General features: G+C 63.8%; 28 protein-coding genes and 1 pseudogene. 5 read left to right on the forward strand and 24 right to left on the reverse strand.

Annotated features, from left to right (window positions below):
- Positions 1-13: 13 nt before the first annotated feature.
- Positions 14-1,240 (reverse strand): HAD family hydrolase, encoded by a 1,227-nt coding sequence (locus C458_RS06625; RefSeq protein ID WP_008574254.1) that lies wholly within the window; start codon positions 1,238-1,240, stop codon positions 14-16.
- Positions 1,241-1,391: 151 nt separating this feature from the next.
- On the opposite strand from C458_RS06625, the gene C458_RS06630 reads away from it, so the two are divergent.
- Positions 1,392-1,838, forward strand: a complete 447-nt coding sequence (locus C458_RS06630) for a DUF5799 family protein (RefSeq protein WP_008574255.1) — start codon at positions 1,392-1,394, stop codon at positions 1,836-1,838.
- Between the two features lie 118 nt (positions 1,839-1,956).
- Here the strand turns inward: C458_RS06630 and C458_RS18390 are convergent, their stop codons facing one another.
- From C458_RS18390 to C458_RS06710, 17 genes and pseudogenes are all read right to left on the reverse strand, one after another.
- Positions 1,957-2,106, reverse strand: a complete 150-nt coding sequence (locus C458_RS18390; RefSeq protein WP_004043442.1) for a hypothetical protein — start codon at positions 2,104-2,106, stop codon at positions 1,957-1,959.
- 200 nt (positions 2,107-2,306) lie between these two features.
- On the reverse strand, positions 2,307-3,299 hold the full coding sequence (fba, locus tag C458_RS06635) for a class II fructose-bisphosphate aldolase (RefSeq protein WP_004043441.1): 993 nt from the start codon (positions 3,297-3,299) through the stop codon (positions 2,307-2,309).
- Positions 3,300-3,465: 166 nt separating this feature from the next.
- A complete protein-coding gene (ptfB, locus tag C458_RS06640; protein WP_049896974.1) occupies positions 3,466-3,942 on the reverse strand; it encodes a fructose PTS transporter subunit IIB in 477 nt (158 codons plus the stop codon).
- Positions 3,939-5,636: a phosphoenolpyruvate--protein phosphotransferase gene (gene ptsP / locus C458_RS06645; RefSeq protein ID WP_008574257.1), complete on the reverse strand. Its 1,698-nt coding sequence runs from the start codon at positions 5,634-5,636 to the stop codon at positions 3,939-3,941. Before ptsP ends, ptfB begins: the two co-directional genes overlap by 4 nt.
- 3 nt (positions 5,637-5,639) lie before the next feature.
- The gene (gene ptsH1, locus C458_RS06650) at positions 5,640-5,909 is read right to left on the reverse strand and encodes a phosphocarrier protein HPr (RefSeq protein WP_008574258.1); all 270 of its coding nucleotides are present in this window, start codon (positions 5,907-5,909) and stop codon (positions 5,640-5,642) included.
- On the reverse strand, positions 5,909-6,373 hold the full coding sequence (gene ptfA, locus C458_RS06655) for a fructose PTS transporter subunit IIA (protein ID WP_004970773.1): 465 nt from the start codon (positions 6,371-6,373) through the stop codon (positions 5,909-5,911). Before ptfA ends, ptsH1 begins: the two co-directional genes overlap by 1 nt.
- Positions 6,374-6,417: 44 nt before the next feature.
- The gene (gene ptfC / locus C458_RS06660; RefSeq protein ID WP_004063295.1) at positions 6,418-7,545 is read right to left on the reverse strand and encodes a fructose PTS transporter subunit IIC; all 1,128 of its coding nucleotides are present in this window, start codon (positions 7,543-7,545) and stop codon (positions 6,418-6,420) included.
- A gap of 105 nt (positions 7,546-7,650) precedes the next feature.
- A complete protein-coding gene (gene pfkB / locus C458_RS06665) occupies positions 7,651-8,568 on the reverse strand; it encodes a 1-phosphofructokinase (RefSeq protein WP_008574259.1) in 918 nt (305 codons plus the stop codon).
- A complete protein-coding gene (gene glpR / locus C458_RS06670; protein ID WP_008574260.1) occupies positions 8,565-9,332 on the reverse strand; it encodes an HTH-type transcriptional regulator GlpR in 768 nt (255 codons plus the stop codon). The genes pfkB and glpR overlap by 4 nt, the downstream gene beginning before the upstream one ends.
- A 202-nt stretch (positions 9,333-9,534) precedes the next feature.
- Complete coding sequence (gene leuB, locus C458_RS06675; RefSeq protein WP_008574261.1) at positions 9,535-10,509, reverse strand: 3-isopropylmalate dehydrogenase; 975 nt, start codon at positions 10,507-10,509, stop codon at positions 9,535-9,537.
- On the reverse strand, positions 10,502-11,110 hold the full coding sequence (leuD, locus tag C458_RS06680; RefSeq protein WP_008574262.1) for a 3-isopropylmalate dehydratase small subunit: 609 nt from the start codon (positions 11,108-11,110) through the stop codon (positions 10,502-10,504). The genes leuB and leuD overlap by 8 nt, the downstream gene beginning before the upstream one ends.
- Complete coding sequence (gene leuC, locus C458_RS06685; protein ID WP_008574263.1) at positions 11,107-12,528, reverse strand: 3-isopropylmalate dehydratase large subunit; 1,422 nt, start codon at positions 12,526-12,528, stop codon at positions 11,107-11,109. The genes leuD and leuC overlap by 4 nt, the downstream gene beginning before the upstream one ends.
- Entirely contained in the window at positions 12,521-12,784 is a 264-nt protein-coding gene (locus tag C458_RS06690; protein WP_008574264.1) for a hypothetical protein, read from the reverse strand. The genes leuC and C458_RS06690 overlap by 8 nt, the downstream gene beginning before the upstream one ends.
- An 11-nt stretch (positions 12,785-12,795) precedes the next feature.
- Positions 12,796-13,815 (reverse strand): annotated as a pseudogene (ilvC, locus tag C458_RS06695) (ketol-acid reductoisomerase).
- A complete protein-coding gene (ilvN, locus tag C458_RS06700; protein WP_004043428.1) occupies positions 13,812-14,468 on the reverse strand; it encodes an acetolactate synthase small subunit in 657 nt (218 codons plus the stop codon). Before ilvN ends, ilvC begins: the two are co-directional and overlap by 4 nt.
- Complete coding sequence (ilvB, locus tag C458_RS06705) at positions 14,465-16,243, reverse strand: biosynthetic-type acetolactate synthase large subunit (RefSeq protein ID WP_008574266.1); 1,779 nt, start codon at positions 16,241-16,243, stop codon at positions 14,465-14,467. Before ilvB ends, ilvN begins: the two co-directional genes overlap by 4 nt.
- Positions 16,244-16,607: 364 nt before the next feature.
- Entirely contained in the window at positions 16,608-17,852 is a 1,245-nt protein-coding gene (locus C458_RS06710) for a LeuA family protein (protein ID WP_239638775.1), read from the reverse strand.
- A gap of 359 nt (positions 17,853-18,211) precedes the next feature.
- Between C458_RS06710 and C458_RS06715 the strand changes: the two genes are divergently transcribed.
- The 3 genes from C458_RS06715 (at position 18,212) to C458_RS06725 (ending at position 19,858) form a co-directional block, all read left to right on the forward strand.
- Complete coding sequence (locus C458_RS06715; RefSeq protein ID WP_004063285.1) at positions 18,212-18,499, forward strand: DUF5779 family protein; 288 nt, start codon at positions 18,212-18,214, stop codon at positions 18,497-18,499.
- 133 nt (positions 18,500-18,632) lie between these two features.
- Positions 18,633-19,319 (forward strand): hypothetical protein, encoded by a 687-nt coding sequence (locus tag C458_RS06720; RefSeq protein WP_008574273.1) that lies wholly within the window; start codon positions 18,633-18,635, stop codon positions 19,317-19,319.
- Positions 19,319-19,858, forward strand: a complete 540-nt coding sequence (locus C458_RS06725) for a hypothetical protein (protein WP_008574274.1) — start codon at positions 19,319-19,321, stop codon at positions 19,856-19,858. The genes C458_RS06720 and C458_RS06725 overlap by 1 nt, the downstream gene beginning before the upstream one ends.
- 50 nt (positions 19,859-19,908) lie before the next feature.
- On the opposite strand, the gene C458_RS06730 is transcribed toward C458_RS06725, so the two are convergent.
- Entirely contained in the window at positions 19,909-20,121 is a 213-nt protein-coding gene (locus tag C458_RS06730; protein WP_004063282.1) for a ribbon-helix-helix domain-containing protein, read from the reverse strand.
- Between the two features lie 135 nt (positions 20,122-20,256).
- Between C458_RS06730 and C458_RS06735 the strand changes: the two genes are divergently transcribed.
- Entirely contained in the window at positions 20,257-20,583 is a 327-nt protein-coding gene (locus tag C458_RS06735; protein WP_008574277.1) for a hypothetical protein, read from the forward strand.
- Between the two features lie 51 nt (positions 20,584-20,634).
- On the opposite strand, the gene aglJ is transcribed toward C458_RS06735, so the two are convergent.
- The 5 genes from aglJ to C458_RS06760 all read right to left on the reverse strand — a co-directional run bounded on the left by aglJ (position 20,635) and on the right by C458_RS06760 (position 25,632).
- On the reverse strand, positions 20,635-21,546 hold the full coding sequence (gene aglJ, locus C458_RS06740) for an S-layer glycoprotein N-glycosyltransferase AglJ (protein ID WP_049896970.1): 912 nt from the start codon (positions 21,544-21,546) through the stop codon (positions 20,635-20,637).
- A 252-nt stretch (positions 21,547-21,798) separates the two neighbouring features.
- The gene (locus tag C458_RS06745) at positions 21,799-22,584 is read right to left on the reverse strand and encodes an IS6 family transposase (RefSeq protein WP_049908235.1); all 786 of its coding nucleotides are present in this window, start codon (positions 22,582-22,584) and stop codon (positions 21,799-21,801) included.
- 199 nt (positions 22,585-22,783) lie between these two features.
- Positions 22,784-23,503, reverse strand: a complete 720-nt coding sequence (locus tag C458_RS06750) for an FkbM family methyltransferase (protein WP_008574281.1) — start codon at positions 23,501-23,503, stop codon at positions 22,784-22,786.
- Between the two features lie 102 nt (positions 23,504-23,605).
- On the reverse strand, positions 23,606-24,721 hold the full coding sequence (gene aglQ, locus C458_RS06755) for a glycoprotein pentasaccharide biosynthesis putative isomerase AglQ (protein ID WP_008574284.1): 1,116 nt from the start codon (positions 24,719-24,721) through the stop codon (positions 23,606-23,608).
- The gene (locus tag C458_RS06760; protein WP_008574285.1) at positions 24,718-25,632 is read right to left on the reverse strand and encodes a glycosyltransferase family 2 protein; all 915 of its coding nucleotides are present in this window, start codon (positions 25,630-25,632) and stop codon (positions 24,718-24,720) included. Before C458_RS06760 ends, aglQ begins: the two co-directional genes overlap by 4 nt.
- Positions 25,633-25,678 lie beyond the last annotated feature (46 nt).

Below are 25,678 nucleotides of genomic sequence, written 5' to 3' on the forward strand. Positions count from 1 at the left end.
CAACGCGACAGCCTCAGTCGACTAGGAGATTGAGGGCGTACGCGGTCCGGAGCACCGACGCGGCGTCCCCGCGGGGAAACACCAGCTCGTCCGTCTCGCGGACGTGGTCGAGCACGCCCGGCGAGGAGTGTTCCGGGGCCGCCGCGAGCCCGCAGTCGTTTTCTGCTGCCCACCGCATCACGTCGAGGTCGGACTTCGAATCGCCCATCACGAGGACGAACGGGTCGTCCACCCCGAGCACGTCGAGCGCGGCGCGGACGCCCGCCGCCTTGTTCAGGTCGACCGCCGAGAGCTCCGCGGCGTCGGCGTGGTAGTACGCGACCGTCACGCGTTCGAGCGTCTGTGCGACGGGGTCCGGAATCTCCGATTCCGCGTCCGAGTCGGGAAGCGCGTCGCGGGCGTCGAGCACGTCGCGTATCTCCGGGTCGCGCGCCGCGAAGTACGCCCGCGCCCAGTCGGGGCCGGCGGGGTCGTCGGTGAGCGCCTCGCCGAGGAGGTCCAGCAGGTAGACGAGCGCGCCGTCGATGACTTCCTCGGCGTCGTCGCTGCCGGTCTCGAAGTTCGGTTTGAGCGTGACGTTGAACTCGTTTCCCTGCAGGTGGACGCCACCGCGGAGCGCGTCGGGGAGGTCGCGGATGACGCGTCCGCGGACCGATTCGAAGACCGACTGCACCGAGTCGTCGAGCGTCTCGTAGAGGAGGCGCTTCGTGTCCGAGCCGTGACCGGGCGTGAAGACGCCGGTGCCGGCCTCGTAGACGATGCTCACGTTCCCCGAGTGGACGAGTTCGTTGCCGAGTCCCTGAATGGCGAAGCCCTTGACGTTCTCCAAGGTCTGGCCGGTACAGATGACGATGGGGACGCCCCGCTCGTGGAACTGCGTGAGGAGATGCAGCACCTCGCGGGGAATCTCGTTGTCCGTCTGGCCCGCAGAGCGCAGCGTCTCGTCCACGTCGAGGACGAGCGCGTTCACCGCCCGTCCGTACTTCGTGTAGAGGTCGAGGGCGGTGAACGCCTGGTCCCGCGTCGCACGCGCGGCGAGTTCCGCGTAGCGGTCGCCGTCCGAAAGCGCCCGGCGGATGCGGTCTTTCTTCCCCGCGAGTTCGTCGTCGACCTGCTGCCAGTGCGACAGCGCCACCGGCGAGCCGAGCGGCGGCAAGAGGTCGACGAAGTCCTGTGCGTCCCGGACCGCGTCCGCGTCGAAGTTCCCGTACAGTCTGTACAGGAGGTCGTACCGCTCCATGACTCGGGGTCGTCACCCAACCGCATTAAAGCCGCGTGAGAGACGGGTCGCCTCGCGGCGGCTCGTCGGGGCGGGGTCGTCGGTCGGTCGCGGTCGTCCGCGGTCGGTCTGCCCCGCAACTCTGATACCGACCGGCCGACGACGTGTGCACATGGCACATTGGACCGACAGCATCGTCGGCGACCGAATGACGGTGGACCGCGAGTTCAACGAGCAGGTGACGAACTCCCGGTTCAACAGTCAGGAGTGGGGGCTCATCATGACGGCGACGGAGTTCGAAATCGAGAACGCGGACGACCCCGAGGCGGCACGCATCGTCGCCGACACCGAGAAGGTCCCGCAGATTATCCCCGAACTCGACAACATCCGCAGTCAGATGGGCGCGATGGGCGGCGGCGGCGGCAACGACTCGTCGTCCGGCGGCGGCATCGTCGACTCCATCAAGGGCGCGCTCGGGATGGGCGGCGGCGGCAAGAAAGGCGAACAGGAGAAACTGGAGGCCGCGGAACGACTCACACAAGAGTACGCCGACGCGCTCCAAGACCACCTCGAAAAGAAAGGCAAGTGGAACCAGGTCCGCGTCAGCTACCTCGAATAGCGGGGCACCCCACCGGCGGGGTGGTGCTCCTCGCGGGAGCGCTCGCGCGGTGGCTCGGGGTTAACGACCCTCCGCGAATCAGTCGATAGAACGCCCGAGCGTCGATTCCGAGTCGAGTTCAGTACTCGTCGCCGGCGTGGAACAGCGTCCGTTCGCTCGCCTCGTAGATGTTCATCAGTTCGTTGATGAGGTCGTCGTACTCCTCGTCGTCCTCGCGGAGCGCGTCGAGTCGGGCGACCGTCTCGTCGTCGAGGTGAATCTGCGGCATACCTACACCCACGCCGCGTGACACCTTAAGCGCCGTGGGGGCGTCGGATTCGACCCCTTCATCCCCGAGAGCGCCGCCGCTGGGGGAGACGTACGAAACGAAAAACCGGCGGTGTGCCGGGTGGAGACGACGGCCGGTGTCGGCCCGCGATGCGGACGCGACGAGCGCTCGACGGTGAACGAGTCACCGTCCGCGCGGCGTTACTTGAACAGCGACTGGCCGGCGCTGCCGGAGACCTCGGTCAGGTCGGCGTGCACGTCGGCGATGCGCTCGCGGATGTCGCGACCGGCGACGCGGGGGTCGAACACGTCCTTGTTCGGCGACCAGTCGGTCTCGTTGAAGAACGTATCGCGGGCGTCCGCGACGCCCTCGGGCGGGACGATGGCGTTGGGCTCCTCGTTGTAGCGGTCGTACGCGGTGCGCGTGTACTCGTACTGGTAGCGGGTGTCCTTGTTGACCTTGCAGATGCCGTGTTTGAGCATCTCTTGCAGTTGGTCGGGCTGGACTCCCGAGGAGCCGTGGAGGACCAGCGGCGTGTCGAGGCCGTGGTCGCGCAGGGCTTGCCGGATGTCGTTGGCGAGGTCCGGACGGAGTTCGAGGTCCTTGCCCTTGGCGACGCCGTGCTGCGTGCCGACGGAGATGGCCAGCAGGTCCGCGCCCGTCTTGTCGACGAACTCGACGGCCTGTTCGGGGTCCGTATAGAACGCCTCCTCGGCCTCGATTTCGTCCTCGACGCCCTTGATTTGGCCGAGTTCGGCCTCGATGAGCACGTCGGAGCCCGCGGCCTCGACCATCTCGACGACCTCGCGGCTCGTGGCGACGTTCTCGTCGAACGGCTCGTGGGACGCGTCGATCATGATGGACGACGGGATATCGAGTTCGATCTGTTGCTCGATGAACTCGAGGTCCGTCTGGTGGTCCATGTTGAGGAAGACGCCGATGTCGTACCGCTCGGCGATGGTCTCGATGTAGTTCCCCATGGCCTTCAGACCCGCGACGGCGTCGCCGTCGCCCGCGAACCGACAGGCCCCGCCGCTCATCTGCAACAGGAGGTCCGAGTCCATCCGGTCGGCCCCCTCCATGAGACCCATCATAATGTTCGGCTCCGCGATGTTACTCGCGATGAGGCCGAATCCTTCGTCGAGCGCCTCGTCGTACACTGTGGCGAGTTCCTCCCCGCCGTAGAACGGCATTATGCGTTCACCTCGGTTTCGTCAACGACTGCGAGACTAATAATGTATGGGAAGCGAGTTTCGATTCTGCACGTTTTCGTTTGTTCACGTTCGAGTTAATTTCCATCGCCCGACGGAGCGCCGCCGCTGGAAGCGAGCAAAAAAACGGAAAAGCCGTCGGCGGGAGTTACGAGAACAGCTTCTTCAGGCGGGCGAACAGTCCCTTTTCGGGGTCGCCGCCGCGGCGCACGGGCTCGTCCGACTCCGCGGTGTCGGCGTCGCCGGACGACTCGTCGGTTCCGGCGTCGGCGTCCTCGCCGTCGTCACCGCTTCCGAACGTGACCGAGCCCGTCTTGCCGGCCTCGGCGAGTTCGACGGCCTTCTTCACGACGGCCTCGGCGTTGTTCACGCCGTCTTTGACCGTCCCCTTGAGGACGAGTTTGCCGTCGAAGCGGTCGCGGCTGACAGACGTGTCCGAGGTGATGATGACCGCGTCCGCCTCGGCGACGGCGTCGGAGGTCAGTTCGTCCTGCGTGCCCATCGCGCCCTGAACCTCGACGTCGATGTCGTGGCCGAGGCGCTCGCCGGCCTGCAAGAGGTTCTCAGCCGCCATCTGGCTGTGTGCGATTCCGGTCGGACAGGATGTGACTGCGACGAGTTTCATTGGTCTAGTGTAAGGATTTCCGCGACTTCAGCCTTCGTGTCGGCCTGGAGGACGCGCTCCGCGAGGTCGCGGGCGTCCGCGGTGTCGGTCTCCGCGACGGCCGCCTTGACCTGCGGCACCGTCACGGCGCTCATGCTCAGTTCGTCGAGGCCGAGCCCGACGAGCAGTTCGGTGAGGTCCGGGTCGCCCGCCATCTCGCCGCACATGCCGACCCAGCAGTCCTCGCCCTCGGCCGCCGAGACGGTGGCGTCGATGGCGCGGAGGACCGCCGGCTGCCGGTAGTCTCCGAGCTCAGAAACGCGCTCGTTGCCGCGCTCGGCGGCCATCACGTACTGCGCGAGGTCGTTCGTCCCGATGCTGAAGAAGTCGACGTGCGGCGCGAACTGGTCGGCCATGAACGCCGCGGCGGGCGTCTCGACCATGATGCCGAACTCGGGCAGTTCGTTTGCGACGCCCTCGGCGTCGAGGTCGGCGGCGACCGACTCGAACCGCTCGCGGCCGGCGCGAAGCTCCTCGACCGTCGAGACGAGCGGGAGCATCACCGACAGGTTCGCGCCGTCGGCGCTGGCCGCCGCGCGCAGCAGTGCGCGGACCTGCGTCTCGAAGAGGTCCGCGTCCGGGCCGAGCGACCGGCGGATGCCGCGCTCGCCGAGGAACGGGTTCTCCTCGTCCGGCAGGTCGAGGTACGGGACCGGCTTGTCGCCGCCGATGTCGAGCGTTCGGACGACGACGCGGCCCCCGTCGAACGATTCGAGCGCCTCGACGTACGCCTCGTACTGCTCGTCTTCGTCCGGCGGCGACTCGCGGTCGAGGAAGAGGAACTCGGTGCGAAACAGGCCGACGCCGTCGGCCCCGCGGTCGACCGCCGGGCCGAGGTCCGCCAGCGTGCCGATGTTGGCGGCGACCTCGATGTCGACGCCGTCGGCGGTTTCGACCGCCTCGTGTCGGATGTCCACGTCGGCGGCGGCCGCGGCGGCCTCCTTGCGCTCGTCGGTCGGGTCGACCACGAGGTCGCCCGACTCGCCGTCGACGACGACTTCCGTGCCGTCCTCGACGGACTGGAGCTCCTCGCCCACGCCGACGATGGCCGGCAGGGCGAGCGAGCGCGCGAAGATGGCCGCGTGGGAGGTGCGGCCGCCCGTCACCGTGACGAAGCCGGCGACGCGCTCCGGGTCGAGTTGCGCCGTGTCGCTCGGCGTGAGCCGCTCCGCGACGACGACGCTCCCCTCCGGCAGCGACGAGAGGTCGACGCGCTCGCCGTCCGAGAGGACGCGCACGAGTCGGTCGCGCACGTCGCGGAGGTCGTCGGCGCGCTCGCCCATGCGACCGCCCATGTTCTCGAACTGCTCGACGAACTCGGAGAACGTCTGCTGGACGGCGTGTTCGGCCGGGAGCCCGCCCTCGATGGCGTCGGTGACGCCGTCGGTTATCTGCGGGTCGTTGAGGAACTGGACGTGCGCGTCGAACACCGCCGCCTCCTCTTCGCCGACGCGTTCTGCGGTCCGCTCGCGCTCGGCTTCGAGTTCGTCTTCGGCGGCCGCGCGGGCGTCCTCGAAGCGCGCCAGTTCGGCCTCCGCGTCCACGTCTGCCGGGGCCGGCGGCTCGGGGAGGTCCGCGTCCGGGCGGTACCAGACGACGGTGCCGACGCCCGAAAGCGGTGTCACGCCGATGCCGGAGAGGGTTCGTTCGGTCATAGCTTACTGTTTGGCTTCGGGCGTCGAAAGGATATCCTCTAGGGCGTCGAGTGCCGCTTCCGCGTCGTCGCCCTCGGTGACGAGGCGAATCTCCTCGCCGTGGCCGACGCCGAGGCCGGTGACGGCCAGCATGCTGGCGGCCGGAACGAGGTCGTCCTCGTCGGCGCGGCCGAGTCGTACGTCGGCGTCGAACTCGTTTGCGGTCTCGACGAACTGCGAGGCCGGGCGGGCGTGCAGTCCGTCTTCGGGGACGACCGTGACGGTCCGCTCCATCACTCGACCACCTCGGCGAGCACGTCCTGAACGGTCTGTTTGCTCTCGGCTTCGAGGAGCTTCTCGCGCACGTCCTCGTGCATGAGCGACCGCGAGAGGGCGCTCAGAATCTGCAGGTGGTCCTCGCCGCCCGCCGCGGGGACGAGAATCATAAAGAGGAGCTTCGCCGGCTTGTCGTCCATGGCGTCGAAATCGATGCCCTCGGTCGAGCGCGCGAAGGCGACCGTCGGCTTCGAGACGGCGTCGGTCTTCGCGTGCGGGATGCCGATGCCGAAGCCGACGCCGGTCGTCGCCTCCTCCTCGCGTTCGAGGAGGGCGTCGAGCGCGGCGTCGCGGTCATCGACGCGACCGGCGTCGACCGCGAGGTCGAGGAGGAACTCGATGGCCCCCTCCTTCGTCGCCGGCGGCTCTTCGAGCGATATCAGTTCGAGCGGTGTGATGGTGCTGATGTCAGTGACGTCCATTGTATTGTACTTCGTTCGAGTCTGGAAAGATTAGTTCGGTGTGGTCAGTCGTCGGAGCTCTGGGCCGCCATCTTGGCGTCGAAGTTCGGCTTGATGGCCGTCGCGATGACGGCGGTCACGATGGAGCCCAGCAGGATGCACGCGATGAACATGAACGGCTGGTTCGACAGCGGAACGACGAAGATGCCGCCGTGCGGAGCCGGCATGTTCACGCCGAGCGCCATCGAGGCCGCGCCGGCGACGGCGCTGCCCGCGACGACGCTGGGAATGACGCGGGCCGGGTCGGCGGCCGCGTACGGAATCGCGCCCTCAGTAATGAACGAGAAGCCGAGGAGCACGCCGCTCTTGGCGTTCTCGTACATCTCGGCCGCGTACTTCTGCGGCGCGATGAAGTTCGACAGCGCGAGGCCGATGGGCGGGACCATCCCCGCAATCATGACCGCGGCCATCGGCGCGGTGACGCCCTCGGAGATGAGGCCGACGGAGAACACGTAGGCGACCTTGTTGACGGGGCCGCCCATGTCGGCCGCCATCATCGCCCCGAGGATGCCCCCGAGGAGAATCGCCTGTCCGCCGCCCTGCATATTGCTCAGGAACTCGGTGAGCCCCGCGTTGGCGATGGAAATCGGAACGCCCAGCACGAACAGCATGACGGGCGTGAGCACCGCCGTCGTCGCCACCGGAATGAGAAGCACGGGCATCATCGGTGCGATGAACTCGGGCACGTCGCGCTGCTTGAACCAGCGCGCGACGACACCGGCGAGGAAGCCGGCGACGATAGCGCCGAGGTAGCCCGCGCCGGCGGAGCCGCCCTGGAGACCGATGACGTCACCGGCCGCTTGCAGGACGTTGCCCTGCTGGATGATGTACGACAGGATGAAGCCCGGTGCGAGGCCCGGTCGGTCGGCGATTGCGTACGCGATGTACGCGCCGAGGACCGGAACCATGAGCGTCAGCCCGGCGCTCCCGATCTGCGCGAGGAACCAGCCGGCGGTCCCCGTGCTGTTGAACACGTCTTGTACGTTGTTCGAAAGCGAGGCTACCGCGTAGCCCAGCGCAAGGAAGATTCCGCCGATGGTCACGAACGGAATCATGAACGATACCCCGGTCATCAGGTCCTCCTTCACCGAAGTGAGGTAGGACCGAACTGCGTCTTCTGCGTCGTTTGCCATAGTGTTGCCACCCCTACGAAAGAACGTACGCAAATGTGCTCAAAAACCCTTTCGAATATGAACGTTACTGCGTGTTTCGGTCGTTAACAAACGTTCATCCGAGAGTCACCGGGTCCGAACGGTCGTCACCTCGACGCGGGTTTCGTTCGTCAGCACGTCTTCGAGGGCCGGGACGCGGGTCCCGGCGACGCCGACGACGCGCGCGGCCGTCAGAACGCCCATCCGGAGGGCGTCGGCGTCCGACAGGCCGTGTTCGCGCGCGGCGAGGAACCCGGACATGACGGCGTCGCCCGCGCCGACCGTATCCACGACCTCCACGTCGACCGCGGGCGCAGAGAGCACCTCGTCGTCGGTGACGAGGAGCGCGCCGTCCGCGCCGAGCGACGCCAACACGTACTCGAATCCGCGCGCGTGAAGCTCCTCGGCGGCCTCGACGGCGTCGGCTTCGGTCTCGACGGTCCGGCCCGTCGCCGCCGCGAGCTCAGAGCGATTGGGTTTGCAGACGTAGTAGTCGGCGTCCAGTTCGGCGAGATACTCGCCGCCCATGTCCACCGCGATTTTCCAGTCGCCCGCGCGGGCGAGCCTGTCCACGTCGGAAAGCGACATCCCCGGCGGGAGACTGCCGCCGACGAGGAGCGTGTCGGGCTCGTTCGCCTGCGCGGTTTCGACGAGTTCGTCCACGTCGGCTGCACGAATCTGCGGGCCGTTGTGATTGAGTTTGTACTCGCCGTCGTCCGCGAGGACGGTCGTGTTCAAGCGGGTGTCCGCGTCGATGGTGACGAAGTCCGAGGCGATGCCGTCGGCGTCGAGTCGGTCGCGGACGAACTTCCCGAAGTGGCCGCCGAGAAAGCCCGAGGCGGTCACGTCGGCGTCGAGCGCCGAGGCGTACTTGGCGACGTTGATACCCTTGCCGCCGGCGGTGAACACCGCGTCGTCGGTCCGGTGGACGACGCCGGTCTGAAGCGGTTCGTCGAAGTGAATCGTGTGGTCGACTGCTGGGTTCGGGGTGACTGTGAGAATCATCGTGCAACTCCGTCGACGACGGTGACGCCCGCGCTCTCTATCTCCTCGCGCGAGTCGGCGTCGAGCGTCCCGTCGGTGATAAACAGGTCAATCTCTTCGAGCGATGCGAACTGGACGAAGCTCCGTCGACCGAGCTTCGAGAGGTCCGCGACGAGGACGACCTTCGCGGCCTTCTCGACCATCAGCTCCTTCATCCGCGCCTCGTCCTCGTTCGGGGTCGTGAGGCCGGAGTCCACGTCTAAGGCGTTCGTGCCGAGGAACAGCAGGTCGAAGTTCGTCCGCTCCATGAACGATTCTGCGGTCGGTCCCACGAGCGCCTTCGTCCGCCGGCGGAGCGTCCCGCCCGTGAGTTTGACCTCGTTGTCCTCCTCGTTCAGTTCGATGGCGAGCCGCGGCGAGTTGGTGACGCCGAGTATCGTCCCGTCCTTGGGGACCTTGCGGGCCACCTCCATCGTGGTCGTCCCGGCGTCGAAGAACACGACCTGCCCCTCGGCCAGTTCCTCGACCGCGCGGTCCGCGATTGCGCGTTTCCCTTCGAGATTCTGTACTTCCTTCTGCCCGTAGGTCTGCTCGCGCCCGACGGAGGTCACGGGGACGGCCCCGCCGTGCGACCGCTCGATGAGCCCACGGTCTTCGAGTTCGCGCAGGTCACGACGTATCGTCGCCTTCGAGTAGCCGAGATGGTCTGACAGCGACTCGACCGACCGACCGTCCGAGTCGGAGACGAGTTCGACGATGCGGCGTTTGCGCTCTGCTGGTAACATCGGTGGCGATTCCTCGTTACGAGGAAGGTAGGTCGGGGAGCAGTGTTAATTGTTTATGTTGGATTCCGCCCGTATCTGCTCGAAACAGGCGAATCCCACACAGGAACGAAAACGGGGCGTTCGTCGGTGAGAAAACGATCAGAAACGAAAACGAGCGCGTTCGAAACGAGCGTCGAATTGCCGGTTCGGTTCGTCCCGACGCTCAGAGTCGGTCGAGAATCGCGGCGGTCACGTCCTCCGTGGAGGCGTCGCCGCCGAGGTCGGGCGTGCGCGGCCCGTCGGCGAGGACGCCTTCGACGGCCGACCGGACGCGGTCGGCTTCGGCCTCGTAGTCGAGGTAGTCGAGCAGCATCGCCGCGGACAGAATCGTCGCGGCCGGGTTGGCGATTCCCTCGCCGGCGATGTCGGGCGCGGAGCCGTGGACCGGTTCGAACAGCGCGGCGTCCGGGCCGATGTTCGCCGAGGGGAGCAGTCCGAGGCCGCCGACGAGGCCGGCGGCGAGGTCCGACAGCACGTCCCCCGCGAGGTTCGGACAGACGATGGTGTCGAACTGCGTGGGGTCCAGACAGACGCGCGTCGCGAAGGCGTCCATCAGGACCTCCTCGGTCTCGACGCCGCGCTCGTCGGCGACGGCGACGACGGCGTCGCGGAAGCGACCGTCCGTCTCGCGCATCACGTTCGCCTTGTGGGCGACCTGGAAGCTGCCGCCCTCGCCGCCGACGTAGTCGCAGGCGTACTCGGCGAGTCGCTCGGACGCCGAGGTGGTGACGACGCGCGTGAGCGTCGAGAGGTCCTCGGAGAGGCGGTCCTCGTGGCCCGAGTAGACGCCTTCGGTGTTCTCGCGGAGGAACACGAGGTCCGTCTCCGGACGCAGGGCGTCCACACCGGGGTAGGCCTTCGCCGGGCGGACGTTGACGAAGGAGTCCACCGCGGTCCGAAGCGGGAGGATGACGTCCGCCGCGGTCTCGCCGGCCGCGCCGAACAGCGTCGCGTCGGCCTCGGCGGCGAGGTCGTACGTCTCCTGCGGGAGCGCCTCGCCCGTGGCTTCCTTCACGTGGTCGCCGGCGTCGGCCTCGACGAACTCGAAGTCGCCGACGGCCTTCAGCACGTCAACCGCCGCGGGGATGACCTCCGCGCCGATGCCGTCGCCGGGGATGACGACGATTTCCTCAGTCATCGACGTAGGGCAGGGCGGCGGCTTTCTCGGCGACCGCGTCGGCGTTCGACTTCATGAGCGCCGTCGTGTCCCAGACGCCCTCGGTGAGCGCCTTCCGTTGTGCGTCGTCGACGGTCACGTCCACGGTGGTGTCGCCGTAGGTGACCGTCTCGTTTTCCACGTCCACGTCGATGTCTGCATCCGGGTGCTCGTCGACCCAGTCCTGCAGTTCGGTGACCGTCTCGTGGTCCGCGGTGACCGTCGGGATGCCGAGCGCGAGGCAGTTGCCCGCGAAAATCTCCGCGAACGACTCGCCGACGATGGCGTCGATGCCCCAGCGCATGAGCGCCTGCGGGGCGTGCTCCCGAGAGGAGCCACAGCCGAAGTTGGCGTTGACGACCATGATGGCGGCGTCCTGGAACTGCGGCTCGTTCATCGGGTGCTCTTTGGGTTCGTCGTTCTCGTCGTAGCGCTGGTCGAAGAACGCGAACTCGCCGAGGCCGTCGAACGTGACGACCTTCATGAACCGCGCCGGGATTATCTGGTCCGTGTCGATGTCGTTGCCGCGGATGGGCACGCCGGAGCCGGACGCGGAGTCGATTTCGGGGATTTCGTCGGTCATACCGTGGTCACCTCCTTCAGTTCGCGTACGTCAGTCACTTCCCCGGTGACGGCCGCCGCGGCGACCATGCGCGGGTTCATCAGGACGGTGCGGCCGTCTTTCGACCCCTGCCGGCCGATGAAGTTGCGGTTCGACGAGGACGCGGAGGCCTCGTCGCCCTCCAGTTGGTCCTCGTTCATGCCGAGACACATCGAACAGCCCGCCTCGCGCCACTCGAAGCCGGCTTCTTTGAACACCTCGTCGAGGCCCTCCGCTTCGGCGGCGGCCTTGACGCGCTGACTGCCGGGGACGACCATCGCGCGGACGCCGTCCGCGACCTGTCGGCCCTTCACGACCCCCGCCGCGCGGCGGAGGTCGGGCAGGCGAGCGTTCGTACACGAGCCGAGGAACGCCACGTCGATTTCGTAGCCCTCCATCGTCTCGCCGGGCGTGACGCCCATGTGTTCCTGCGCCATCCGGGCGGTGTCCTGCTTCTCCTCGGGCAGGTCTTCGGGGGCCGGAATCGGCTGGGTGATACCGACGCCCTGTCCGGGCGTGGTCCCCCACGTCACGACGGGTTCGAGTTCGGAGCCGTCGATGGTGACCACGTCGTCGTACTCGGCGTCGTCGTCGGAGCGGATGGACTCCCAGTACGGCTTGAGCTCGTCGAAGCGCTCGGGGTTCTCCTGGAAGTACTCGGTCTCTTTCAGCCAGTCGTAGGTGGTCTCGTCGGGGTTGACGTAGCCCGCGCGAGCGCCGCCCTCGATGGACATGTTACAGATACTCATCCGTCCCTCCATGTCGAGGTTCTCGATGGCCTCGCCGGCGTACTCGTAGACGTAGCCGACGCCGCCTTCGGTGCCGAGGCGACGGATGATTTCGAGGATGACGTCCTTGGCTTCGACGCCGGGGCCGAGTTCGCCCGTGACCTCGATTTTCCGCACCTTCTTTTTCTCCATCGCGACGGTCTGGGTCGCCAGCACGTCGCGAATCTGGCTCGTCCCGATACCGAACGCGAGCGCGCCGAACGCGCCGTGGGTCGAGGTGTGGCTGTCGCCGCAGACGATGGTCATGCCGGGCTGGGTGAGTCCCTTCTCGGGCCCGATAACGTGGACGATACCCTGCTCGCCCGACGTGGGGTCCGAGAAGTTGATGCCCGCGTCGCGGACGTTCTGCTCCAGTTCGGCCATCATCTCCTCGGCGGCGTCGTCGCGGAACGGCCGCGACTGGTCCGACGTGGGGACGATGTGGTCGACCGTCGCGTGCGTCCGGTTCGGGTAGGCGACTTCGAGGTCGCGCTCCTGCAACATCCCGAACGCCTGCGGGCTCGTCACCTCGTGGATGAGGTGCAGGCCGCAGAACAGCTGCGTCTGGCCGGTCGGCAGCTCCGAAACCGTGTGTTCCTCCCAGACCTTGTCGTACAGCGTTCCCTCACTCATGTCGGTCACCCGGTACGACGCGGTCGTCGCGGCCGCGTTCCCAGACCTGGTTCGCGCCCTCGCCGTTGCGGGGCGTGTGGTCCACGTCACCCATCGTCTCCGTCTCGGTCGCGTCCGTCGTCGCGGGCGTCGCGTCGCTCCGACCGCCGTCGGTGACGGCCGGGCCGCGCTCGTAGACCGTGGTGAACGTCTCGCCCGTATAGGGATTCGTGTGGTTGATATCTCGCATTCGGTCGGTCGTGTCGTCGCGTGTCATTGGTGTCGTGTTCAGTCGTCCGCCGGCGCTTCGGCTTTCTCCGCGTCCACTTCCTCTTCCTCGTCGGCCCACGCGAACAGGTCGCGCAGGGGCGCGCCGACCTGTTCGATGTGGTGGTTCTCCTCCGCGTCCTTGAGCTGGGAGTACGACGGCCGGCCCGCCTGGTTCTCCAGAATCCACTCGCGGGCGAAGGTGCCGTCTTGGACCTCCTCCAGAATCTCCTCCATGTTCTCGCGGGCGTGCTCGTCGACGACGCGGTCGCCGCGGGTCAGCCCGCCGAACTCGGCGGTGTCGGAGACGGAGTGCCACATCTCGCCGAGCCCGCCTTCGTACATCAGGTCGACGATGAGCTTCAGTTCGTTCAGGCACTCGAAGTAGGCCATCTCGGGGGCTGTCTCTTATACACANATGTGTATAAGAGACAGGAGGACGGCCTGCTCGCCGAACAGGTCGGTCTCGGTCTCTTCCTGGAACGTCGTCTCGATGACGCCCGCGCGGGTGCAGCCGAGACCGTGTGCGTACGCCAGCGCCTCCTCCTTGGCGTCGCCCGTCACGTCCTGGTAGACCGCGATGAGACCCGGCGTCCCCTCGTTGGACTCGTAGTTGCGGCGGACGAGGTGGCCCGGCGACTTCGGCGCGACCATCGTCACGTCGACGTCTTCCGGGGGTCGAATCTGGTTGTAGTGGATGTTGAATCCGTGGGCGAACTGGAGCGTGTCGCCGGCGTCCAGCGAGTCTCGAATCTCCTCGAACACCGCCGGCTGGACGGTGTCGGGGACGAGCACGGAGACGATGTCGCCCTCTGCGGCCGCCGCGGCGGGCTCTTCGACGCGGAGGCCGTCGGCTTCCGCGGCGCTTCGGGACGAGGAGTTCGCGCGCAGACCGACGACCACGTCGACCCCGCTGTCCGCGAGGTTCTGCGCGTGGGCGTGGCCCTGACTGCCGTAGCCGATGACGGCTACGGTCTTGTCGTCGATTTGGGAGCGGTCGGCGTCGTCGTCGTAGTACACTTCGGTGGTGAGTTCTGTCATTGCGTGTTGGTGTTGGGTTTGGTGGGTTCGCCGGAGGTTCCGGGTTCCTCTCCGGGGACGGTCTTCTTCGAGCCGTGGGCGAGCGCGGTCTGGCCGGTCCGGGCGATTTCGATGATGCCGAACCGTCGGAACGCGTCCACGGCGTCGTCTATCTTGCGCTCGTCGCCGGTGAGCTGGACCGTGATGGTCTCGGGACCGGCGTCGAGGGTGCGGCCGTCGTACATCTCCGTGATGGCGTGGACCTTATCGGGGTCTTCGCCGCGGACCTTCAGGAGGACGAGTTCCGCGCGAACGGCGTCGTCGTCCAGCTCGCCGACGGAGATGACGGGCTTGAGCTTCGCGAGCTGTTTTTCGATCTGGTCGATGCCCGGTTCGGGCTCTTCGACGACCATCGTGATGCGGGAGTGGTCCTCGACCGTCGTCGGACCCACGGTGAGGCTCTCGATGTTGAACTGACGGCGGGCGGCGAGGCCGGCGACGCGCGAGAGCACGCCGGGTTCGTCCTCGACGATGGCCGAAAAGACCGCGCGCCGCGGTTCGTGTTCCGATTCCGCTTCGGGGTCGATGCGGATGCCCTGCGCGTTGCGGCGGCCGTCGGGGTGCGGCCGCTCGTCGGGCGCGGGGCCTTGCAGTCCTGTCCGATTGTCGCTCATAACTGGTCCTCCGAGAGTGCGAATTTGCCGTTCGCGCCGCCCGAGGAGACCATCGGATAGACGTTCTCCGCCGGGTCGACGTGGAAGTCGATGACCGAGGGGCCGTCGTACGCGAGCGCTTCCTCGATGACGTCGGGAACCTCCTCGTAGGAGTCGACGGTCCAGCCGCGCGCGCCGAACGCCTCGGCGAGCTTGTCGAACTGGGGACACCAGTCGTAGCCGGCGGCCATGCGTCGGCCCTCGAAGAAGGCGTCCTGCCACTGGCGAACCATCCCGATGTACTCGTTGTTCAGGATGGCGACCGTGATGTCGAGGTTCTCGCGGACGGCGACCGACAGCTCCTGAATCGTCATCAGGAACGACGCGTCGCCGTCGACGCAGACGACCGTCTCGTCGTCGTCGGCCGCGACCCGCGCGCCGATTGCGGCGGGCAGGCCGTAGCCCATCGTGCCGAGACCGTGGGACGAAACCCACCGCCGCGGCTCGGTGAACGTCCAGTACTGGGCGGCCCACATCTGGTGTTGACCGACGCCGCTCGTGACGATGGTCTCGTCGGGCGTGGCCTCGTCGAGCGCCTCGACGACGAACTGCGGCTTCAGCGGCTCGGTGTCCGGGGCCGCGTAGTCCATCGGGTAGTCGTCTTTCCACGCGAGGCACTGGTCGACCCACTCGCGCGCGTCGGGGCCCTCGTCCAGTTCGGCGTCGACGCGCTCGATGGCGCGGCCGGCGTCGCCGACGACCGGGTAGTCCGCGTGGACGTTCTTCGAGATTTCCGCCGGGTCGATGTCGATGTGGACGACTTCGGCCTCGGGTGCGAACGTGTCGATGCCGCCGGTCAGGCGGTCGTCGAACCGCGTGCCGACCGCGATGAGGCAGTCGGTGTGCGTGATGGCCATGTTGGCGTAGCCGGTGCCGTGCATCCCCGCCCACGACAGGCAGAGTTCGTGGTCCTCCGGCATCGCGCCGATTCCGGGCATCGTGGTGACGACCGGAATCTGGTGCTCGGTCGCGAACTGCCGGGCCACCTCGGTCGCGTCGGCCTTGACGACGCCGCCGCCGAACAAGAGAAGAGGCTTCTCCGCGCGCTCGATTGCGCGCGCGGCGGCCTCGACCTGCGAGTCGGCCGGGTCGGTGCGGGCGCGACACGTCTCGGGGGGCTGTGCCGGCCCCGGCTCGGTGTCGGTCTCGTTGAGCGAGACGTCCTTCGGGAGGTCGACGAGCGTCGGGCCGGGGCGGCCCTCGGCGGCGAGCGCGAACGCTTCGCCGACGGTGTCGCCGACGGTGTCGGGCGACGAGGCGAAGTAGTTGTGCTTCGTGACGGGTGCGGTGACGCCCGTGGTGTCGGTCTCCTGGAACGCGTCGGAACCGACCATGTCGGACGGGACCTGTCCCGTGAGCGCGAGCACCGCGTCGGAGTCCATGTTCGCGTCGGCGATGCCGGTCACGAGGTTGGTCGCGCCCGGACCGGACGTGGCGAGACAGACGCCGGGGTCGCCGCGGACGACGCCGTACGCGTCGGCCGCGTGCGCCGCGCCCTGCTCGTGGGCCATCGTGACGTGACGGATGTCGGAGTGGTACAGCGCGTCGTAGATGGGCATTATCGCCCCGCCCTGCACGCCGAAGGCGGTTTCGACGCCGGCGTTTTCGAGGGCGCGGACGACGGCCGTCGAACCCGAGGTGACTTCGGTCGGCGTCTGGGCCGCGTCGTCGGCGGCGTCGGTCGCGTCGGGGTCGGTCGCGTCGGGGTCGGTCGTGGCTGCGGTTCGTTCGCTCATGTGTGGGCTCCGTGGTGTGTGGTCGGTCGTCGATACGGGCTGTCTGGTGACTGCGTGTGGTGCTGGTGCGCCATTGTGGGGACTGCGGACGTGTCTGAAAACGGTGCGAATACGCGGGACGGAGAGATGGTGTGGTAGGGGGCTATGCCCCTACAATAATGAGCGACCGAATCGCAGCGACGGCGGCATCGCTGGCCCCGGCGTCCGGGGTCGCGCGAACCGCGTGTTCGTCGTGCGAGGTCATCGTATAACACACGTCCGTCCCGTCGGTAATAACGCTTTCGCGGCGGGCAACGATTGCACGCCGGGCGGGAGGTCGAACGCGTGCAGGGCGGTCGCCCCGTAGGGCCACAGCCCGGCGCCATCAGGCGCGGACCTCCTCCTCCGTGTCGTCCTCGTGGGTGATACCCACGTCGCGGGCGAACACCTCGAGCGTCGCGTCGTCGACGCGTTCTTTCTCCGCGCCGTGGTCTTTGACGCGGCGGGTGACCTCCCGGACCTCGGCGTCCGTGGGGTCGAACCCGATATCTGCGAGGCGTTTACGCACCGAGTGCGTCCCCGTGTGCTTGCCGAGTACGAACTCGCGGGTCGCGCCGACCATCTCCGGGGTCATGACGCCCGGTTCGAACGTGTCGGCGTTCTCGATGACGCCGGCGGCGTGGATGCCGCTCTCGTGGGAGAAGGCGTTGCGGCCGACGACCGGCTTGTTCGCCGGAACCGGGATGTCGGACGCCGCCTCGACGACGCGAGCCAGCTCGGTTATCTTCGTCGTGTCGATGCCGGTGTCGACGCCGTAGAGGGATTCGGCGGCCATGACGACCTCCTCGTAGGCGGCGTTACCGGCGCGCTCGCCGATGCCGTTGACCGACACCTGCGCCTGTGCCGCGCCGGCCTCGAAGCCGGCCATCGCGTTTGCCGACGCCAGACCGAAATCGTCGTGCGCGTGCACGTCGATTCTCGCGTCGGTGTGCTCTCTGACCGTCGCCACCATGCGGGCGAAGCGAGTCGGCGTCGCCACGCCGCAGGTGTCCGGCAGGTTTATCCAATCGACGCCCGCCTCGGAGACGGCCTCGACGACTTCGATGAGGAAGTCCTCGTCCGTCCGGGTGGCGTCCATCGGCGAGAACATTACTTCAACGCCCGCGTCGCGGACGTGTTCGACACTGCGGACGGCCCGCTCGACGGCTTCCTCGCGGGAAGCGTGCATCGAGTCGGCCAACTGGACATCGCTGGTGCTCACGAACGTGTGCACCATGTCCACGCCGGAATCCAGCGCGGCTTCGATATCCTTGTCGACGACGCGGGCCAACCCGCACGTCGTCGCGTCCGTCGAAGCAGCGATATCTGCGACTGCTTCGAACTCCGCCTCCGAGTTCACCGGGAACCCGGCCTCGATGACGTGGGTACCCATGTCGTCGAGGGTCTCGGCGATGTCGCGCTTTTCCTCGTAGCTGAACGAGGTTCGCGGTGACTGTTCGCCGTCGCGGAGTGTCGTGTCGAAGATTCGTACGTCTTCGATTTCAGATTGTTGGGCTAATGTGCCCTGGAAGAACTCGACCCGCCGGGGAACCCGACGAATCCTCCGTGTCTTTGTGAGACATCGTGTCAGTCACGTGCCCGAACTCCTATTTAAACGTTTCTCCCCGACAGTATCACGAACGTTCAGCGGGTGTTACGTGACAACCTCTCTCGGGGGTAATCGCAGTACCTAAACGGCCTTATATGATTTCATGACATATATTGACTTGATATGTGCGCTCGCTGTTCGATGGCTCCGGAACGATAATACAACTAAATAGAATTTAGAAACAAAATTTAGTGCCCGGTGCGCGCACCGACGACTGGACAAACGTGGAGAGAATCTCGACTGTCGTGTGAAACGTGATAGCAATAGTCAATACTCGGCGCTCGGCCGCGGACTCACGCCCCGACCGAACCCTTTTCTCGTCGCTCGACAACCGGGCGGGTATGGGCGATTTCAATCTCAACTTACAGACGGCCGAAGAACACCTCGACGAGGACGACGCCGAGGGCGACGTGGTCCTCGGCGTCCTCGACGGGTCGACCCCGCCCGAAGAGTGGGTCCAGTCCGTCGCCCGCGGCAACGTCCTCTTTCTCGCCATCGAGGGCGACCTCAACAAGCTCGCATCGGGGTTCGCACGCGATATCAAGGATATGGACGGCCAGTTGATGCACTTCCGGAAGTTCCTCGTCGTCTCCCCGCCCGGCGTCGATATCAACACCGACAACCTCTGACCGGGCGGCCCGTGTTGCGGTCGTCGCGGCCGGCCAGCAACCGACGACCGACGACCGGCGACGAGCAGCGCGAGAACCGGGCGCATCGGCCGCGGGGAGAGTCCTTATGCGCCGCGCGACCCAGCATACTGGCATGCCGATGAAAGGTCAGGGCACGTCCGACCTCCGCGAAATCGACCGATGGGACCACGGCGTCGGCTGGCTCGCACACCCCGACGAGACCATGCAGCGCGCCAGCCACGCCGTCGAAGACGACGGCGACGTGTGGGTGTTCGACCCCGTCGATGCCCCCGGCGTCGACGACCTGTTCGCCGAGTTCGGCGACGTGGCCGGCGTCGTCGTCGGACTCGACCGGCACAAACGCGACGCGGCCGCCATCGCTAACCGCCACGAGGTTCCCGTCCACGTCGCCTCGTGGATGACCGATGTCGCCGACGACCTCGACGCGCCCGTCGAGCGCTTCGGCGCCGACCTCGCTGATTCCGGCTTCGAGGCGTTTCGCATCATCGACCGCGCCGTCCCGCCGTGGCAGGAAGTCGGCTTCTATCACGACGCGTACGACCTGCTCGTCGTCCCCGAGTCGGTCGGCACCGTCGACTACTTCTGCGCCCGCGGCGAGCACCTCGGCGTCCACCCGATGGTCCGGCCGTTCCCGCCGCGGCGCGTGCTCTCCCGGTACGACCCCGACCGACTGCTCGTCGGCCACGGCGCGGGCGTGCCGGTGGACGCAGGCGACGAACTCCGGACCGCCCTCGGGAACGCCCGCCGAAACCTCCCGAGCGCCTACGTCCGGGCGTTCTCCTCGATGCTCTCGAACTGATGCCCGACGAGACGACCGCCGACGACGACGAGCATCCCCTGGACGCGGAGGCGACACCCGAGCGCACGACCGAAAATGAGACTGCCGAACCCCGACCGACCGAGACCACCGAAACCGAGCGCCGACGGGTTCACGTCACGCGCGGACTCGCCGACCTGCTGCTCGATATGGCTGAAGACGCCGAGCCGTCGTCGGTGAACCTCGTGCTCGCTCCGACACCCGCGGGCGAGTTCGACGCGGACCTCGGCCTCGACCCGGAGACGCCCGTGCTCACACACTTCTACATGGCCGAGGCCGGGCAGTCCGTGAGCGCCGTCTTCGGGATGGACCTCGGAACGCCCGCCGGGCGCGGCCGCGCCCGCTTTCTCACGCACCCGCAGGGGCCGTTCGAACTCACGGAGCGCGACGACCTCGCGGCCGTGGTGCTCCTCGCGGTCCCCCCGTGGGAGCGGCGGACGCTCGCCGCGTTCGACCGCGCCGGTCGGAAGTTAGAACTCGCCGTCCTCGACGCCGAGCCACCGCAGGAAGAACTCGACTGAGCCGACCGCGTTCCGCTGCCCGGCGCTGCCGGCCCGCTCGCCTCGGTCGACTACCGCAGGTAGCCGAGGTCGGTCAGTTGCTCCGCGATTTCTTGGAACTCCGCCTCCGAGAGATCGCCGCCGGAGCGCTCGTGCTGGATGACGATGCTGCGCAGGAGGAACCGGACGAGATCGCTCGTACTCGAGAAGGTGGTTCCTTCGATGGTGTCGTCGACGCGAGCGGCCAACTCCTTCGGAATCGAGACCGTCGTGTACTCGGTCATGGGTCGACCGTGGCACCGGGCGAGGTTAACCCCAACGGTGGCGACCGGGACCGTCCGGCGCGGTTTCCCGGCGTTCACTGGCGATTTCGCCGGAGGTCGGGGGTTTTTCCATGCGGGACGTACTATACACGTTCGATGGCCGCGAGACCGCCGCAGAACGATACGTCGGAGCCGGACTCAATCGAATTCGGTATCGCCGCGCTCGCCGATGACATCGACACCGCAGACATCGACTACCCGGCAGACGCGACCGAGATCACACGGGCGCTCGACGACGTTTCCGTGCCGATTGACGCCGCGGGCAATACGGTCGCGATAAGCGACGCCCTCGCCGCCGCGCCGAAAGACCGATTCGACTCTCGCCGGGACCTCTTGGAGACGCTTCACCCGGTGTTCGAGGAGTTCCGCGCGAAGGCGTCGAAGAGCCTGATGGGTCGGCTTCGTTCGCTCGTCCCGTTCTGAAGGCGGTCTCGGTTGGCGCCCTCCAGTCCCGACGGCCCGGTTCGAACCGACTCACTCCAGTTCTTCGATTCGTTTCATCTGCTCGCGGTGTAGCGAGAGGATGAGATCCGACAGCACGCCGAACATCAGCAGTTGGACCCCGAAGAGAATACCCGCCATAGAGACGACGGCGATGACCTCGTGGGAAATCGAGCGAACGACCCACTCGTAGGCGACGTACAGGGCGAGCCCGAGCCCGGTCGCGGTCGACGCGAACCCGACGCTACCGAAGTAGAAAAGCGGGTTGTTGGTCTTGGCGCGGCGATACAGTTCCAGGAAGATGATACCACCGTCGCGGATCGGGTCGAGATTCGTATCCGAGCCGTCGGGCCGCGGGTAGTAGGTCGTTGGCACGACCGTCGTCTTGATACCACGCTTCGCGCACTCGACGGCCATCTCCGTCTCGATGCCGAAGCCGTCGGAAGTGAGCGTCATGTCGAGAAACGACTCGCGGGTGAACGCCCGGTAGCCGCTGAGGATATCACGAAAGTCCTGACCGTGAATAAACGCGAACGCCCGGTTGATGATGCGGTTTCCGACTCTGTTGAGCCGCGTCATCGCGCCCGGCCGCATATCGGCGAATCGGTCGCCGATGACGTGGTCGTACCCCTCGGTGAGCGGGTCGAGCATCTTGGTGGCGTCTGTCGCTTCGTAGGTCCCGTCGCCGTCGAGCATCAGGACGTACGGCGCTTGGATGTGGTCTTCAACGGCTTCCCTGACAGCCTGGCCTTTTCCGGACCCCGACTGGACGACGACATGAGCACCGGCGTCTTCGGCGAGTTCCCGTGTCCCATCTGTGGAGCCGCCGTCGATGACGAGGACGTTGGCGAATCCCTCATCTCGGTGATCTGAGATGACATCAGCGATTGTTTCCGCCTCGTTGTAGGTAGGGATGAGGATACAGACGGCATCGGGGGTGGGCATTAGTCTCGATATGATTGTGCTGAATAAAATAGTCTATCGTTTGGTCCACACAGTTGGAGATAACCAAATGTGGGCTGATATTAGTCTATCAACTCTCGGTGAGTACAATCATCCAATCAGATTATCCCGTTGACAACTATAATTATCAGACTACAACCTCTCGATTTGGACTGCACTATCGGGTTGATTACGTTGATCAGGGGCATCATCGAAACAGACATCCTACTATCCCTCTCTCAAAATATGAGTTGACTATTCTGGCACTGTATAGTTAGTCGCCTCCTCGACCGGTGTTCGTCCGTCGAGCGCTTGATGCGGTCTTTGAAAGTTGTAGTATTGCACAAATTGTATGAACCACTCGCGGACGCTTCCGTGACTGCCCACCCACGAATTATGGAAGCAGTCGACTCGCACTTTGAGNTTGTAGTATTGCACAAATTGTATGAACCACTCGCGGACGCTTCCGTGACTGCCCACCCACGAATTATGGAAGCAGTCGACTCGCACTTTGAGGGTGTGAAACCACGTTTCGATGAGGTTTCGCTCGACGTAGTCAAGCCGACCGCTCAATCCTAATCGAGAGAGGGCAGTCTGATAGCCGTAGCCATCAACGAGAAACACAGTGTCTGAGAGATCGTGTTTCTCGGAAAGTCGATGGAGAAACGCAGCAGCCGGGTCGGTACCATGTCGTCCAAACAATTCGACGTCAAGAATCAGCTTTGTCTCGGTGTCTATTGCAGCGTACAGCCAAGACCACTCACCATTGATTTTGACAGCGGTCTCGTCGACCGCAACCCGCTTCGGCTTCGCCTCAGGCGGGTTGTGACCGCTGTCGGCCAGCCGATGTACCCATTGCCAAACCGCTTGGTGGGAGCGTTCAACGCCGAGTAATCGAAGAATTTCTTTTGTCTCTCTAAGTGAACAACCGGTCGCGTGGAGCTGGACGGCGAACGCCCTGACGGGCGTTGCCGTCCGCTCACGCTCCCAAGTTTCTTCTAAATCCGTCGCAAAGCACTCGCTGAGCAGGTCTGCGAGCATCTTGACCAACTAACTCAACGACCTGCTCGTTCCTCAAACTGGCTTAACTAGACAGTGCCACTATTCTATAATTCGCACGTAGGCAGTTACACAACAGTCCACGAAAGACTCACATCAGCGCGCAACACAATAACATACAACAACTGTGCCGAGACTTAGACAAACGCCGATTGAGAGAGTCACTAACTAAATAGTGCATTTAATCATTTTGTCTGCGACCAATCACAAAGTCCTCATCACGATTTAATTTGGTAATCTCTGTGGAGAGTTTTGCCTCAGTGAGTAGTTTCGTCACGTCTTTCGGGTCGACGCCAGCGTGAATCTCAACTATTACAAAGTTAACAGACTGCAATGCATTGGTCATACCTTTTAGAACCTCTAATTCGTGACCCTCAACGTCAACTTTCACAACATCTGGTTTCGGAACCTCTCCACTCCCAACTAACTCATCTCCAGAGATTGTTTTGATAGTCATAGATCCTTCAGCCGATACTTTGTGTGTCCCGTTCGCTGCAATTGGGGAGGGTTCGAATGAGATATCCCCAGAAGAACTGGATAATCCATATCTCAGTGGTATAACCGTTCCTGGAGCGCGGTCCGAATTTTCTGTTAGACGATCAAACGTGTCTGGGTTTGGTTCGAAGGCGAACACATTGGCTTTTGTGGAGCAGATACATGCGTGAGTCCCAATATTGGAACCAACATCCCACAGAACATCGTCTTCTTCAGCCTCCTCAAGGAGCAACCGAATAACATCTTGCTCTCCTCGAAGATCTCTGATCCTCCAGATTTCTTCCACACTTTGAACAGTAAACCTGGCAGCATATCCACCAACTTCGGCAATCATTGGGGATCTGACGGCACCGGTCTTGAGTGCAACCCAGTCGCGAAGACGCGCCACTTTTTTAACTATTGTCATAGATTCAATATGAAGACTGATTGTCTCTGGTCTGTATACCTGTCGTACATCCTCAAATATTAAATCTGCGAGTCATTTGTCAATAGTTCGTCTTCTTTGTTGTTAGTCAAGATATATCTCGTAGTCATCTAATCGGGTTGCTTCGTATAACCGTGCAGCATGCGTCTGTTTATCATCAGTTCCTCTCGTTAGCAAGCCGGCTTTGGGGTCAAAAGAGTGCTGTATCTGTTCATTCACCCACATTTCTCGTTCTTCATATGAACCCACGCTAAATGTCTCCATTGCCGCAGGCACTTCGAAACCAGGAGGATTGTATGGATGCGAGAACTTGTTATCCGTAGTCGCTTCTCGAAACTCATCGGAGAGAGTATACTCAAGGATGTCCGAGAGCAGGTCAGTACTCCAGACCGAATGAGACGGAAATTCTCTTGCGAGTATTGCAAGAGCATAGAGATTAAATGAATGGTAGCCCTCAGCTTTGTTTCTCAGACGTCGTTTGCTTCTGGGTGGTCGGAGATAGTGAAGGAGATGGTTTCGAACCATACTACGGTGGACGTCGTGAGTCACTGACTCAGCGAGTTCGCTCAGATCCATAGATGGTCGAAGAGGATGCCTGATCAGTCCGTTTTCATATAGATCGATAGTTGAAGGAAGACTATCTAAAAAGTCACGAACACGTTGAGAAACTTCCCGGGGAGCAGTATGTGCAACAAGTCCTCCAGAGGCCGCAAACCAAAGTTGATGGTTGAACGTACGATCAAAACCTAATATTGTCCCATCAGTGTCAACGCGTTGCCACAATTTGAGCTTATCACAGAATGGGTGTGATAAGAACACATCTGCGGCGACAGCAGCAGCACGTTCGTTGTCAAGTTCTCTAGCTGCAAGCGCGAGGGCCTCCAGTGACCATGCCTGTCCCATCAGGCCATTGCATCGGTCCTTCGTATCGTTTTGTCTGTGTTCAAACGTATGGCCATGTGGTCGCGCCTCTTCACTCAATAGATAAGAAACCGCATCTGAAGCAGCTTGTCTAAATCTATTTTCATCCGTAAGTTCGTGTACCTTCAGAAATGTTACTAACCAGTGAGACGTGTTTCGAACAGGTGTTTCAGGGTCATGGTACGGGCCGTTGTGTCCTGCCGGCATTGAACCATCTGATCGCTGGAGTGAGAGTCCGGCCTCTGCACTAGAGACAAGAATATCAGAAAGAGAGGTCATTGTTCCTCCGATCTTAGGATATAAGAAAGACGGCCAGCATTCTCTGCGAGCCGACAACACCACGCAACCACAAGTATTCTGACGAACATTGCCTTCGTCACTGTCTGTCCAGTCCGTCGTAAATCTTGGGAGAGATAGTGTGGAGGTTTCGGGAGAAAGCCAACGAGAATCCACAATGCCAACGCGAATACTCGCCTCAGAGAGATTCTGTCTAACATCCACACCTGTATCTGCCCTTTGCCAACTCTGAATTGCTTCTTCAACAGTTCTCCGAACGGTCGAGCAGGATGACAACCAATCGCGTCGTGTGCGAAAGTTAATGAATACCCTGCGTCTGTAGCTCTCTTCGTCCAGTGGACATCACCACCAGAGATAAGGTGGTTTGGAAACGGACCAACGTCCTCAACGACATCCTGTCTAACAAAGAGATTTACCGTCTTCGCCACGTTTCGTTTAGATATACTCTCTTCCATTTGCATATTAGTAAACGAGTCGTACCGCTCAGCTGCGGTTCCTCCATTTGGATACGTGAATTCCACGTTACCTCCAACGAGGTCTACTCCTGTACTGGAGATTGTAGACACGCCGCGTTCAAGCCACTGTTGGTGTGGAGAGCAATCCCCATCTAAAAAAGCAAGAATAGCGCCGTTAGAATGCTCAATACCAGTATTTCGGGCAGCATAAGATCCTTGTTGTTCATCCTCAATCAGAATTTCGAGATTGTCGTAAGCAGTGCTAAACTGACGAGCGATCTCTTTCGTACCGTCCTGTGATCCATTATCTACGACGAGTACTTCATACTTTGACTTGGGGTACGTCTGTGATGTTACCGCATTGAGGCATTTTCGAATGTTTTCAGCCTCATTATAGACTGGAACGATGACAGATACAAACGGTAGAGTTGAAGTCATTAGTAGTAGGTGATAGTATCCCAAGCGAAAGTACTTGCGACCTAGT

This window comes from Haloferax sp. ATCC BAA-644, assembly GCF_000336975.1.
GTDB lineage: Archaea > Halobacteriota > Halobacteria > Halobacteriales > Haloferacaceae > Haloferax > Haloferax volcanii.